We start from the raw sequence: 13281 nt of genomic DNA on the forward strand, positions 1-13281 counted from the left end.
AGGCCGGTTGCCGCTATGTGTCCTGCGCCCAGCGCTCCACCAGATCCGCAGGGATCGCCTGGAACACTTCATCGAAGCGCTTGCCGGTCAGCCGCTCGGCTTGCCTGAGCAGCAGTGCCACCGGGCTGCTGGGTTCGTGGAACTCGAACCATTGACGCGCGGTGCGGATGGTGGCCAGGGCGGCATCGCGATCCCGCGGTTTGCAGGCGCCTGAGTGCACGGCGGTTGCGGCAGGGGAAAGACCGCCGGCAGCATCGCCGCATGAAGGAGAAGCGACTGGCGCGGCCGTGGATGCAGCGACCGGCGGTGCCGGGGCGGTCGCGACAGTGCTCGTCATCATGCCAAGCAGCTTGAGCAGAGGGCTCAAGTCGGGGCTGTCCTGCCGGAGGTTGGCTTTTGCCCAACCGTCAATGGCCGCTGCCTGGCCTGCGGCCTCGTCGAGTGCCGTGAGGGCGGGGCTGTTCTGCTGGCGCAGATCCTGCATTTGCTGCCGCACCGATTCCGGCGCCAGGGCGTCCGCGGGCCGCGGCACGCCGAGCGAGCGCTCGACATCCCGGATCTGCAGCCGGAGCGCCGCGTTGCCTGTGATCGTCAACTCCCGCACGTCCCGCATCAGCCCCTCCGGGTCGGTCAGCGCGGCGAGCGCATTGGCGCGCATCGCGGGATCGGTTTCGCCATCGACGCATAACTGCGGATGGATGGCATCGGGCCATTTTGCCAGCAGCCGCGCCATGGCCGCGAGTCCGTCGCGCAGGCCGCTTGCCCGGCCTAGCCGGGTACGGCAGCGCAGCAGCAGCGCCAGGATGCGGATGTCGCGCGTGCGCAGCAGCAGGCGCCGGCAGTCGCGCTCCAGATCCGCCCAGTTGATGGCCTCGGGCTCGCTGACGAAGTTGCCGTACTGCGCGTCGGGCTTCGGCGCCGCCTTGGCCAGCAGCACGACGAACTCAGGGTCGTACTCCAGGTCGTCACCGCATGGCCTGTCGGGTGCGACAGGTTCCAGCAGTTCCGGGAAGGGAAAGTCAGGTCTTGGCACCGGTACGGCCTTGGCTTTGGCTTTGGCATTCATGGTCAGTGTGTTGCATAGTGTTCGGGCTCGAACACCATGCCGGTGATGGCGCGGCTTCGATCCGGTTCGCCCAGCCATGTGGACCAGCCCAGGCGTTCCTGCGAGCCCAGGATGGCAGGCGGCGCCGAGTCCGGGATCACCTGCAGCTCGGCTTCCCAGACGAACTCGAAGCCGACGAAGGCGCGCACCCATTCGATGAGCGTCGGAAGATCCCTGCCGTTCGGCGTGAAGTTCAAGTATTGCTGCAACCCGAGCGGGCCGATCACCAGGCGGAACTTGTGTTGGCGGTCCGGCACCATTTCGCCAAGCATGGCGCCTTGCCCCATGACGCCTGGGGCGCCCGGGTGTCCCAGGCGGCTGCGCTCGGCCGGATCGACGGCGATCCAGTGCAATACATACTCTTCAAGCCTGACGGGCACACCAAAGAAGTGAGAAAGCGTGGCCGCGATGCCGTCGGGATCGCGCGCTTCGCGCACCTGGTGCGCACTCGCAGCGAGCCGGGCGTGCGGCGGCAGGGTGCTGTGCGCGATTTCGTCGGCTTCATTGCCCGCCAGCCAGCCGACATAGCGGGAGAACACCTCGCAGTCGCGCCGATCGAGGCCCGCGGTGGCTTGGGCGCTTGCCCACGCGCGGTAGAACTGCGTGAAGGCGCGATGGTGGAAAAGATCCAGGAAGTCGGCGGTGGTGTTGTCCCGGTGTGCTTCGCTACGCTCGCGTACAACTTCCGTCAGGTGAATCGGCAGCGCCCCGTTCGGCCCCAGCATACCCAAGCCAAACAATTGCACCTTGAGCCGGCCGGCCAGCGGCTGCACCTGCGCGATCTCCCGGGGCGCGAAGGTGAGCGCGGCCTGCTGGCCAGCCCGGAAAGGCTCGTCGCGTGGCAGGCTTGCCTGCCCGATCGGGGGCAAGTCAGGGTGCCGGGCGGACAGATGCCGCAGGAGCCCCAGGAAGCTCAGCTTCCACGGCGCCTGGCCGGCATAGTTTCCGGGCGCGGCCGTCGCCGCCGGCGAGGGCGGCACATTGTCGTCGTTGCCTTTGAACATGGCTACACGGCGCTGCGGCCGCCCATGCGCACGGGCCAACGATGCACCAGGCCGCGTTGCATGGAGTGCAGTTCGGTTTGCGTGAAGACATTGACCGAGACGTGGCGCGCCAGGAAATGCTCCAGCACCACGCCGAACAGATATGGGCTGATGCCGGAGAAGCCGCCTTCGTCCACCGTGAGCTGGCACTGGATGCCGCGGCCGTAGATCAAGGGCCCGTTGCCTGGCAGCCGGCGCATGACTGGCTTCACGTTCGCGCCGATCAGGCTCTGGATTTGCCCCTGGTGCGCGAGGTCGTCGTTCGCCACGAAAAGCCGCAGCATGTCACGCAGGCCCTGGCCGCCTGAGCGATGCTCCAGGTCGGTCAGCGACAAGTAGTTGAAGCCCAGCAGCCGTATCAGGCGCCAGGCCATTTCTCCGTCCGCATAGGGCGGCCGTGGTGCCGACGGCGCGCGGATCAGGCCGATCCCGTCCACGGGGATGGAAGCTGCCGGGGTCAGGTCGTGCCGGCCATTGCGCGGTACCAGATTGGGCAGATCGCGATTTGTAACCAGCGATTCCACTGACAGGTAGCGCAAGGCGTCCGGGTAGGGAGCTTCGTTCTGGTCCACCAGCGACACGAACAGCTCGGTGCCGACGTATGCCGTGCGTGTGCCGTACTTGCGAGCCTGCTCAGAGATCAGCCGACGCTCGCGCCGCAGGGAAAAGTAGCGGCCGTGGTTGCCTTCATCACTATTCAGGGTGGTAAAGAGCGGCTGGAAGTCGATGCCTGCGCTGTGCTCGGACCTTTGTGCGCAGAGCTGCCTGACGGTGTGGATTTCGTAGTCAAGCGGATGCTGCCGGTCGGCGACCAGGTGAAACTCGGCGCGGCCCGGCGTGACCTCGATGCGATCGGTGCGCTTTGGAAACAGATTGACCACCGGTGTGCAAAACAGCGCGAACTGTTCGCGGTCGACCTTGCTGGTCAGATCCCGGGGCGGCTTTGACAGCAGCACGACGATCTCGGCTTCCTTGCCGCGGATCCGGCTCAGGCCCTGAGCGAGCTTGTTGAGGCCGAAGAAATAGAAGCGCTGTGGGCAAGCGAAGTACTCATGCAACAGGTTGTGCCCGTGGAAGCTGTTCCACTGCAAAGGCAGCGCGCCTTCGCCCGGTCCCATTCCCACGTAACTGACAGCATCCTGCGCCACTGCGCAGGGGCGCTCGCTCATGGCCCCGGGTTGTCCGATCAGCGTCGCCACACCGGCGCTGTGCAACAGTTCGAACAGTTGTGAGGCGATCAGGTCATCGCCGCGCAGATAGACCGGCAGGTGGTCCAGGCCGGGCAGCTGGTCGAAGGTCGCGCCTCGCGTACAGCGCAGGCGCAACCGCAGTGCACCCTGTACTGTCACATGGGCGGGCACATAGCGCTCCGGCCCCCTGACATCGGGCGGAATGCCAGTGAGCCGCGCTTCGGTGATCTCAACCGGCCACAGTGTCAACGGCTGCGTGGTCCTGAACTGGCAGGCCGTCTTCTCTCCAGGCGCCGCCGCCGCGTTGACCTCCGTGCCGCGCGGAACCTCCACGCCATGCGCAAAATCGCCCTCGCTCTGGCTGGGTCGGAACTGCGCGACCGCAATCGATGGCGTCGGCGCCACATAGTTGGGGTAGATCACCTCCAGCAGCCGCTGGGTGAAGCGTGGGAACTCTGCGTCCAGCTTGATCTCGGTACGCGCTGACAGGAAGCAGAACGCCTCGATCAGGCGCTCGACGTAGGGGTCGGCCACCTCGATGCCCTGCATGCCCAGCCGTTTCGCGACCTTCGGGTGCTGTTTGGCGAATTCCCCGGCCAGCTCGCGCATATAGACGAGCTCGCGATTGTAGTAATCGAGCAGTTGCGGATCCATGGTGTCAGCTGGCGTGGATCGATTGGACACTTATCCGGCTGGTTTCCAGGTCGAGCGAGCTTTGGGCAGTGAACGCCATCGGATACGGGTTCATATGGATCAGGCCTTTGATCTCGAACACCAGGGTGTTATAGCGTTGTGGCGCATCTTCTTTCAGTAGCGGCTTCACTTCCAGCGAGCCGGGGATGAGCCGGGGTTCGAAGTCCAGGATCGCACGCCTGACGATGGTGACGATATCGCTCCACTTGTGTTCGGCCAGATAACTGCCGGCGACCGGGGACACGCCGTAGTTGATGGTCGATGCGGCAGCAGCGGGATAGCGCTTGCGATCGATTTCATCCTCGCGATTGGTGGTGTTGAGCAGATAGGTGAGGTCGCGTTGGATGATCTCGCGCATCTGGGCACGCGTGACGGTGTATTCGTCCGCGCTTTCCGTCTGGCGCTGGGGCGCGTCGTCGCGCAGCCGGTCCAGCAACGTCGGCAGCAGTTGCGAATTCGGGCGGCGCGGCGGGCGGTGTTCAGCCATGCTCCGCGTCCAGGGTGAGCGTTGTCACATCCAGCATGGCGACATCTCCCGTGTCTGTCATCCAGGTCTTCTGGCCGAAACCGATGACACCTGTCTCGCCCGCTTCACTCCAGCTGGTTTCGCGAGCCAGCCGAATCCCGTCGCTGCCTTGTTCGGAGCCTGGGTAGCGCACCGGCAGGAAGCCACGGCTGACCACGCCGTCGGCGAGTGTCACCGTGGCCGGGCGCCATAACAGATCCGGCAACCCGGACGCCTTGCCCAACTCGATCTTGCGCATCTGCGCAAAGGGCAGCCAGGCGTAGCGCCCCGCGGTCACGATCTCGCAGGTCGGTCCCAGCCGTGTGTCTGTGTCGGTAATCCAGGCAAAGCGCACGCCGTCGTGCGCGCCGGCTGAGGCTGGTACCTGCGACAGGGCCAGGTGCCGGCTGGCGTCCGCGGCTGAGCGATCGCCGGCCTTGTTTTCCGCCAGAGCCGTGTGGAGCTGTGCCACCCACGCCGGCGCCGGCAGCAGCGAGCCGGGGGTGCGCTGGCCGGCGAATACCTCGCCACGAAACACCTCCGCACGGATCAGGTCGCGGTACACATGCGCGGTTTGCGCGAAGCCGGGCGCAAGCTGCGTGGCGACCTGCAATTGCTTGAGGGCCCTGGACCAGTCACCGACCACGCAGAGCCACTGGAATAGCTGCCAACGGAAAGCGAAAGAGCCAGGTTCCTCGCGGACCTGCGCCTCCGTCTGGGCCAGCGCGCCTTTGACCGAGCCGCTTCGGCGAAGGATTGATGACAGCCCCGTGCCGGGTGCCTGACGAGGGGTGTGCGCTTCAAGCGTCATGGCCAGGATCAGGCGGCAGCGCCGGCGCGGGACGGTAGGCGCTGTCCATCGACACCAGATGGTGTTCGCGACGGGTAAGCAGGGCCGTGACATCGCGGCGCCGCGTGGGCGCAATGTCGCCAGCGAACAGCGACAGCACGTCCGGCGCAGCCGGGGTTGAAAAGAGTTCGTGCTCTTCCAGGGATTCCCGGGAGCCGATCAGCGAATCAATATGGCCTGCCGTGTCCAGCATGTCCATCAAGCTATCGGCATGGTTCGCTTCGCGCGCGAGCGTTTGCAGCGGCTTCGGTTCGCCCTCCGCCGGGATCGGAGCTGTCGACGCTGCATTGGAGCTGGCATGTGCACTGACGTAGTTCGGGTCCCTTAGCGCCGCCTCGGCCTCGCGTTTGAGCTGATCGAGCACGTCGGCCGGCTCAGGGCCAGCCGCCGCCGTTGTCCCCGCACCACCGGCTGGCTTCACCAGCGAGAACGGATCGGCACCGTCTGGCTGCGTCCCGCCGAGCGCATCCCAAGGCCAGGGCGCATTGCTGTCGCCATCGAGTCTGGCGTTGACGGCGTGGATTTCCGCAGTGCGGTTCTGCCAGTCGCTCATAGCCCGGCCACCTGAGGTTATTGGTTTTCGAAAGCGTCTGATGATAATCGAAAATCCCGGCGTAACGAAATTCTAAATGGGATGGAATTTTCCTATTTAATATCCGGAAAATCAGAATTAAAAAGTGATCATAGAGATTTAAGGGTGATCCTATGGACATTGGATAAAAATTATGTATATCTCGGATGGATTGTCAAAATTTGTAATATTCCATGGGGACATGGTGTTGGGTCATTGTCGGCCAGAAGAAAACGTGATAACCGCGCGATGGAGTGAATAAAGTACATAAAATCAATGAGTTATATCGATTTTGGGTGCCGATGCGCCAGAGGCCTGGTCGCGGACGAGACATTTGCTAGCGTATTGTTTTGGTCATATCCTAAAAAAGCCAAATAACAAAATCTCCGTGCAATGGTAGTCCTCTTATCCAAGGGGCGAACGGCAAAGGCATCGAATGGATATTTCGCGTCAGGCTTTATTTGGCCGACTCAATCTCACGCTATTCAAGGCGATCGAAAGCGCGACGGCCTTTTGCAAGCTCCGCGGCAACCAGTACGTGGAGCTTGTGCATTGGCTCCACCAACTGCTGCAAGCCCCGGATGGCGACCTGCAGCGGATGCTGCGCCATGCCGGCGCCGACCTGTCCGTGCTTGAAGCCGACCTGACCCGCGCGCTGGCCGCGTTGCCTGCCGGCGCCACCTCGATCAGTGACTTTTCGTTCCAGCTTGAGTCGGCGATCGAGCGAGCGTGGGTCTATGCGACGCTTGCTTTTTCCGATGACCACGTGCGCGGCGCTTATCTGCTCGCTGCGCTGCTCAAGACGCCGGAGTTGCGCCGTACGGTGCTGGGCATCTCAAGCCAGTTCGCGAAGGTGCGGCCCGATGACCTGGTGGAAATGGCACCGGCGCTCATCGCGCAATCGCCTGAGAGCCGTGAAGCGGCTTATGACGGCAGTGGCCTGGCGCCGGCCACACCGGGTGAAGCCAGTGGCGCGACGGCACCTGCCAGTGCCGGCAAGCCCGCCCTGGGCAGGTACTGCCGCGACCTGACCGAGGAGGCACGCGCGGGCCGGCTGGATCCGGTGATCGGTCGCGAGCATGAGATCCGCACCATGACGGACATCCTGCTGCGCCGCCGTCAGAACAATCCGCTCCTGACCGGAGAGGCGGGTGTCGGCAAGACCGCCGTCATCGAGGGGCTGGCACAGGCCATTGCCGCGGGTGAGGTGCCGCCCAGCCTGAAGGACATCAGGCTGCTGAGCCTCGACGTGGGTGCGCTGCTAGCGGGCGCCAGCATGAAAGGCGAGTTCGAAGCGCGGTTGAAGGGCGTGCTTGAGGAAGCTGCCAAATCCCCGACGCCCGTGATCCTGTTCGTCGATGAGGTCCACACACTGGTTGGCGCCGGTGGCCAGGCCGGCACCGGCGATGCCGCGAACCTGCTCAAGCCGGCGCTGGCGCGTGGGACACTGCGCACGATCGGCGCCACCACCTGGAGCGAATACAAGCGCCACATCGAGAAGGACCCGGCGCTCACCCGCCGCTTCCAGGTCCTGCAGGTCATGGAACCGGACGAAGCCAGGGCGGTTGCCATGGTGCGGGGTCTGGTCCGGACGTTCGAGGCGCATCACCAGGTACTGATCCGCGACGAGGGGGTGCGCGCCGCCGTCAGGCTATCGCATCGCTTTATCCCGTCGCGGCAGTTGCCCGACAAGGCGATCAGCCTGCTCGACACCGCTTGTGCGCGCGTAGCCCTGTCATTGCATGCGCCCCCGGCAGAAGTCGAACATCTGCGCCACGAACTCGCCGCGGCCGACGCCGAGTGCGCACTATTGGCCCGGGAAGCCGGCTTTGGCCGGCCGGACGCTGCGCGGATTGCGCTCGCACGGGCTCGGCGCGAGCAGTTCGAAGCCGACCTGGCTTTGGCCTCGGCGCGCTGGGACCGGGTGCGCGGTCTGGCGACCGACCTGGTCGCCCGCCGATACGCACTGGTGCAGTCCGCGTCGGATGAATCGACTGTGGCCGCGCCGGCGCGACGAACCCTGGATGAGCTCGAGGGCCATCTTCATGCCGCGCAAGCGGATGCGCCGCTTGTGTACACGGAAGTGGATGAACGCGTGGTCGCCGCAATCGTTGCCGACTGGACCGGTATCCCGGTTGGGCGCATGGTCGCGGACGAGGTGGCAACCGTGATGCAGCTGCCGCAGACACTTGGCGAACGCGTGATCGGGCAAGGCCATGCGCTAACCCAGCTCGGGGAGCGCATCACGACCGCCCGTGCACAACTGACTGACCCCAACAAGCCGGTCGGAGTCTTCCTGCTGGCAGGCCCGTCGGGCGTTGGCAAGACCGAGACTGCGCTGGCGTTGGCCGACGCCCTGTACGGCGGTGAGCAAAACCTCATCACCATCAACCTCTCGGAATTCCAGGAGCCGCATACCGTCTCGACGCTCAAGGGCGCGCCGCCGGGTTATGTCGGCTACGGCGAAGGGGGCGTACTGACCGAAGCGGTGCGCCGCCGGCCCTACAGCGTGGTGTTGCTCGACGAGGTCGAGAAGGCCCATGCCGATATCCACGAAGTCTTCTACCAGGTCTTCGACAAGGGCTACATGGAGGATGGCGAGGGGCGCCATATCGACTTCAGGAACACCATCCTGCTGCTCACCAGCAATGCCGGCTCCGATCTGCTGGCGAATCTCTGTGAAGACCCGGCGCTGATGCCGGAGCCCGCTGCACTGCGCGACGCGCTGATGCCCGAGCTGCGCAAGGTGTTCCCGGCGGCGTTCCTCGGGCGGCTGGTAGTCGTGCCATATCTGCCGCTGGCGGCTGAAAACCTGGGCCGCATCGTGCGCCTGCATCTCGATCGCGTGGCGGTGCGCATGCAGCATCAGCACGGCATTGTGCTGACTTACGACGACCCGGTGGTCGAGTTCATCGTGGCGCGCTGTCCGGTCGGCGAGACCGGCGCCCGGCAGCTGATCGGCTTCATTGAGCAGGTCATCCAGCCGCAACTGGCGCGCCTGTGGCTGTTGGCCCTGTCCGAGAAGCGCGAGCTCGCCGTGATCGCGATCCGCGTCGCCGACAGCGCGCCTGCCGGGCTCGCCTACCACACCGAATACCGCGCTGGCCACGATGCCGTTGTGCCGGAGTGTACCCGAGGCCGGCTCGGCTTGACGCCGACCGGCATGTCCATGTAACCCGCAGGGGAGATCCATGTCTGTTGTGAACAGTTCGCAGAAATTCATCGCGCGCAACCGCGCGCCGCGCGTGCAGATCGAGTACGACGTCGAAGTCTATGGCTCGGAGAAGCGTATCGAGCTGCCCTTCGTGATGGGCGTGCTGGCCGACCTGTCGGGCAGGCCGGCCGAGCCGCTGCCGGCGGTTGCCGATCGCAAGTTTCTTGAGATCGATATCGACAACTTCGACGAGCGCATGAAGGCCATGAAGCCGCGCGTGGCGTTTGCGGTGCCCAACACGCTGTCCGGCGACGGCCAGCTCATGGTCGACATGACATTCGAGAGCATCGAGGATTTCTCGCCCGCGGCGGTAGCCGGCAAGGTCGATGCGCTCAGGCAATTGCTCGAAGCCCGCACCCAGCTCGCCAACCTGCAGACCTACATGGATGGCAAGTCGGGCGCCGAATCGCTGATCAACCAGTTGCTGCAGGATCCCGCGCTGCTGCAGTCGCTTGCCAAGGCGCCCAAGCCCAGGGCCGGCGACGACGAACCTCAGTCGCCGCAGTCCTGAATGGATCGGCTACTTGCCTTCCTGAACCACCTCATCAAGCAAGGATTCCATGGCCACCGCCCAACCAGCACAACACCAAGCGCTCGCGAGCGCTGACCATTCCGACTTCGCCGCGCTGATCAGCCGCGAATTCTCGCCCAAGACCGAACAGGCCCGCGAGGCCGTCGACCTCGCCGTCAAGACCCTGGCCGAGCAGGCGCTCGCCAGCTCGTTCACCATGAGCGATGATGCCTACAAGAGCATCGAAGCCATCATCGGCGCCATCGACAAGAAGCTCTCCGAGCAGATCAACCTGATCCTGCACCATGATGACTTCCAGAAGCTGGAGTCCGCCTGGCGCGGCCTGCACCACCTGGTCTCAAACACCGAAACCGACGACAAGCTGCGCATCCGCGTGATGGATGTGTCCAAGGAAGAGCTGCGCCGGACCCTGCGCCGCTACAAGGGCATCGGCTGGGACCAAAGCCCGTTCTTCAAGCGCATCTATGAAGAAGAGTACGGCCAGCTTGGTGGTGAACCCTACGGCTGCCTGGTAGCCGACTACTACTTCGATCACACACCGCCCGACGTCGAACTCCTTGGCTCGCTTGCCAAGATCTCGGCAGCGGCTCACGCCCCGTTCATTGCAGGCGCCTCGCCGTCGGTGCTGCAGATGGATTCGTGGCAGGAACTCGCCAATCCGCGCGATCTGTCCAAGATATTCCAGAACCTGGAATACGCGCCGTGGAACAGTCTGCGCAACTCGGAAGATGCCCGCTATGTCGGCCTCGCCATGCCGCGTTTCCTGTCGCGCCTTCCCTACGGCATCAAGACCAATCCGGTCGATGAATTTGACTTCGAGGAAGACACCGACGGTGCGGATCACCGCAAGTACGTGTGGAGCAATGCCGCCTACGCCATGGCGGTCAACATCAACCGTTCGTTCAAGCTCTATGGCTGGTGCACGCTGATCCGCGGCGTCGAAAGCGGCGGCGTGGTCGAGAACCTGCCGTGCCACACCTTCCCGACCGACGATGGCGGCATTGACATAAAGTGCCCGACCGAAATCGCCATCTCGGACCGCCGTGAAGCCGAACTGTCGAAGAACGGCTTTATCTCGCTGGTGCACCGCAAGAACACCGACTACGCAGCTTTTATCGGTGCCCAGTCGATGCAGAAGCCAGCCGAGTACTACGACGCTGATGCGACCGCCAATGCCAACCTGTCGGCACGCCTGCCGTACCTGTTCGCCTGCTCGCGCTTTGCCCATTACCTGAAGTGCATCGTGCGCGACAAGATCGGCGCCTTCAAGGAACGCGAGGACATGCAGCGCTGGCTCAACGAATGGATCATGAATTACGTTGATGCCGACCCGGCCAACTCGTCGCAGGAGACCAAGGCACGCCGACCGCTGGCTGCAGCCGAGGTGGTCGTCGAGGAACTGGAAGGCAACCCCGGCTACTACAGCGCCAAGTTCTTCCTGCGTCCGCACTTCCAGCTCGAGGGCCTGACCGTTTCGCTGCGGCTGGTGGCGCGCCTGCCGTCGGTCAAGGACGCCGCCTGAGCGTCGCTCAGGCGTTGAAACGTACCGGTAGTTCCACGCCGAGGTATCGCGCCCCTGACCTGATTGGGGCGCGGCCCTGGCTGTGGCTCTTGTCTGCAGTACCTGTCTTAACGTCAAGGAGTTTTGCAATGGCACAGGACATTTTCCTGAAGATCAATGGCATCGATGGCGAGTCGCAGGATTCGTCGCACAAGAACGAAGTCGAAGTGCTGGCCTGGGACTGGAGCATCGAGCAGCAGTCCACCATGCACGCGGGCAGCGGCGGCGGCGCCGGCAAGGCGACCGTGTCGGACCTGTCCTTCGAGCACTTCATCGACCGCGCCTCGCCCAACCTGATGAAGTACTGCCTGACCGGCAAGCACATCAACGAGGCCGTGCTGGTGGTGCGCAAGGCCGGCGGCAATCCGCTCGAATACCTGAAGCTCACCATGACCGACGTGATCGTCACCAAGGTGAGCCCCAAGGGCTCGGTGGATGACGAAGTGCGCATGCGCGAGAAGGTGGCGCTGTCGTTCTCCAGGGTGAAGCAGGAGTATGTGGTGCAGAACGCCCAGGGCGGCAGCGGTGGTGCGGTGACCGCGGGCTACGACATCAAGGGCAATAAGGAAGCCTGACTGTCATGGTTGGCCTCGCCGGCTACCAGTGTTGAAGCTGGCGAGGCCAAGGAGTCTGGCACCGACCGAATGCGGAATCCATGCGGACGACAACGGCCCGACTCTGAGGGCCGTTAAAGAGATGACCTCATGAGTGCGCTAAACAATCTGAAAAACCTGGCCGTTGGGCGGAATCGCACCGTCAGCGTCTCCAGCGCGGCGATTCCCGACCTGTTGGGGCAGCCCCAGCTGGAGTTCGTGAAGCTCTCAGGTCATGAGGGATTGAGCGAACTCTTCACCTACAAGGTAGACCTGCGCGCAGTCTCGCCTGCCGCGGAACAGTATCTTGCCGAGGCCGATCCCGATGCGGTGATCGGGCGCGAGATGACCGTCACCATCGAGCTCGATGGCATGGGCACCGGCCTGTTGGGTGGGGTGGGGGCTGGGCATCGCGAGATCACCGGCGTCATCTCCGACATTGAGCATGTCGGCGGCGTTGCGGAGAATCGCTTGTACCGGTTCACGCTGCGTCCCTGGCTGTGGCTCGCGACGCAGACGTCGGACTTCAAGCCTTTCCAGAAGAAGACGGTGATCGAGATTCTTGACGAGGTGCTTGCGGACTACCCGTTCTCGGTGGAGAAGCGCCTCGACACCTCGGTGTATCCAAAGCTCGCCTGGGAGGTGCAGCATGGCGAGACCGATGCGCATTTCATCCAGCGCCTGACCGAAGAGTATGGCATTACATACTTCTTCGAGCATGACGGCGGACACCATCGGCTGATCCTGGCCGCCGAGTCGGGCGCGTACCGCGCGTTTCCCAGCGAGGCCTATCGCACGCTGCCACTCTATCCGCGTGGCTTCAAGATCGACCAGGAACATCTGGTCCGCTTCGATCCGGTCAACCGGCTGCGCACGGGCAAGGTGACGCTGAACGACTACGATCCGCGCAAGCCGCGCGCGAATCTGACCACCGACAACAGCCAGCCGCGCAATACCAGCTTCGCCGACTTCGATCGCTACGAGCACCCGGGCGACTATGTCGATCCGGCGGTGGGCGAGATGCGGGCGAGGATCCGCATGGAGGAGCGCCGCTCGCGTGGCCGGCGTGCGCGTGGCGTGGGTGCGCTGCGCGGAGTGGCGGCGGGCTGCACCTACCTAGTGAGCAATCACGGCAACCCGGCGATGAACCGCGAGTATCTGGTGATCGGTGCGACGCTGGAGCTGGAGGATGTCGGCGGCGAATCCGGCAGCGGGCAACAGTTTTCGTGCCGCGTTGCGTTTGAAGCGCACCCCACTGATGAAGTCTTTCGCCCGCCGCGCACGGTCGGCAAGCCATACGTGGCCGGTGTGCAGCGGGCCGTGGTGACCGGCCCGAAGAACCAGGAGATCTGGTGCAACGATCACGGCAACGTGATCATTCAATTCGAATGGGATCGCTACGGGAAGTACGACGAGAACTCGTC

Annotated in this window: 11 protein-coding genes; 5 read left to right on the forward strand and 6 right to left on the reverse strand. The window is 64.1% G+C overall.

Annotated features, from left to right (window positions below; translation table 11 throughout):
• Positions 1-13 precede the first annotated feature (13 nt).
• Genes tssA through C265_RS23395 form a run of 6 tightly spaced genes read right to left on the reverse strand, consistent with a single transcriptional unit; the run spans position 14 to position 5939 of the window.
• The gene (tssA, locus tag C265_RS23370; RefSeq protein ID WP_010811247.1) at positions 14-1066 is read right to left on the reverse strand and encodes a type VI secretion system protein TssA; all 1053 of its coding nucleotides are present in this window, start codon (positions 1064-1066) and stop codon (positions 14-16) included.
• Positions 1067-1068: 2 nt separating this feature from the next.
• A complete protein-coding gene (tssG, locus tag C265_RS23375) occupies positions 1069-2109 on the reverse strand; it encodes a type VI secretion system baseplate subunit TssG (protein WP_037025147.1) in 1041 nt (346 codons plus the stop codon).
• 2 nt (positions 2110-2111) lie between these two features.
• A complete protein-coding gene (gene tssF / locus C265_RS23380; RefSeq protein ID WP_010811249.1) occupies positions 2112-3992 on the reverse strand; it encodes a type VI secretion system baseplate subunit TssF in 1881 nt (626 codons plus the stop codon).
• A gap of 4 nt (positions 3993-3996) precedes the next feature.
• Entirely contained in the window at positions 3997-4518 is a 522-nt protein-coding gene (gene tssE / locus C265_RS23385) for a type VI secretion system baseplate subunit TssE (protein WP_010811250.1), read from the reverse strand.
• Positions 4511-5347, reverse strand: coding sequence for a type VI secretion system accessory protein TagJ (locus tag C265_RS23390; protein WP_037025149.1), 837 nt, complete (start codon positions 5345-5347; stop codon positions 4511-4513). The genes tssE and C265_RS23390 overlap by 8 nt, the downstream gene beginning before the upstream one ends.
• Complete coding sequence (locus tag C265_RS23395; RefSeq protein ID WP_010811252.1) at positions 5337-5939, reverse strand: TagK domain-containing protein; 603 nt, start codon at positions 5937-5939, stop codon at positions 5337-5339. The genes C265_RS23390 and C265_RS23395 overlap by 11 nt, the downstream gene beginning before the upstream one ends.
• Before the next feature lie 454 nt (positions 5940-6393).
• On the opposite strand from C265_RS23395, the gene tssH reads away from it, so the two are divergent.
• The 5 genes from tssH to C265_RS23420 form a co-directional block, all read left to right on the forward strand.
• Positions 6394-9132, forward strand: a complete 2739-nt coding sequence (tssH, locus tag C265_RS23400) for a type VI secretion system ATPase TssH (protein ID WP_010811253.1) — start codon at positions 6394-6396, stop codon at positions 9130-9132.
• A gap of 16 nt (positions 9133-9148) precedes the next feature.
• Positions 9149-9682, forward strand: coding sequence for a type VI secretion system contractile sheath small subunit (gene tssB, locus C265_RS23405; RefSeq protein WP_010811254.1), 534 nt, complete (start codon positions 9149-9151; stop codon positions 9680-9682).
• A gap of 49 nt (positions 9683-9731) precedes the next feature.
• On the forward strand, positions 9732-11225 hold the full coding sequence (tssC, locus tag C265_RS23410; RefSeq protein ID WP_010811255.1) for a type VI secretion system contractile sheath large subunit: 1494 nt from the start codon (positions 9732-9734) through the stop codon (positions 11223-11225).
• 128 nt (positions 11226-11353) lie between these two features.
• A complete protein-coding gene (locus C265_RS23415) occupies positions 11354-11839 on the forward strand; it encodes an Hcp family type VI secretion system effector (RefSeq protein WP_010811256.1) in 486 nt (161 codons plus the stop codon).
• 129 nt (positions 11840-11968) lie between these two features.
• On the forward strand, positions 11969-13281 hold a 1313-nt coding region (locus C265_RS23420; RefSeq protein ID WP_010811257.1), incomplete at its 3' end, for a type VI secretion system Vgr family protein.

Source organism: Cupriavidus sp. GA3-3 (assembly GCF_000389805.1).
Classification (GTDB): domain Bacteria; phylum Pseudomonadota; class Gammaproteobacteria; order Burkholderiales; family Burkholderiaceae; genus Cupriavidus; species Cupriavidus necator_D.

Excerpts from the sequence above, each read along its gene's own strand:
- C265_RS23390 (WP_037025149.1), bottom strand. The coding sequence starts at position 5,347 with ATGACGCTTGAAGCGCACACCCCTCGTCAGGCACCCGGCACGGGGCTG.
- tssF (WP_010811249.1), bottom strand. The coding sequence starts at position 3,992 with ATGGATCCGCAACTGCTCGATTACTACAATCGCGAGCTCGTCTATATG.
- tssA (WP_010811247.1), bottom strand. The coding sequence starts at position 1,066 with ATGAATGCCAAAGCCAAAGCCAAGGCCGTACCGGTGCCAAGACCTGAC.
- tssE (WP_010811250.1), bottom strand. The coding sequence starts at position 4,518 with ATGGCTGAACACCGCCCGCCGCGCCGCCCGAATTCGCAACTGCTGCCG.
- tssC (WP_010811255.1), top strand. The coding sequence starts at position 9,732 with ATGGCCACCGCCCAACCAGCACAACACCAAGCGCTCGCGAGCGCTGAC.
- C265_RS23415 (WP_010811256.1), top strand. The coding sequence starts at position 11,354 with ATGGCACAGGACATTTTCCTGAAGATCAATGGCATCGATGGCGAGTCG.
- tssB (WP_010811254.1), top strand. The coding sequence starts at position 9,149 with ATGTCTGTTGTGAACAGTTCGCAGAAATTCATCGCGCGCAACCGCGCG.
- C265_RS23395 (WP_010811252.1), bottom strand. The coding sequence starts at position 5,939 with ATGAGCGACTGGCAGAACCGCACTGCGGAAATCCACGCCGTCAACGCC.
- tssH (WP_010811253.1), top strand. The coding sequence starts at position 6,394 with ATGGATATTTCGCGTCAGGCTTTATTTGGCCGACTCAATCTCACGCTA.
- tssG (WP_037025147.1), bottom strand. The coding sequence starts at position 2,109 with ATGTTCAAAGGCAACGACGACAATGTGCCGCCCTCGCCGGCGGCGACG.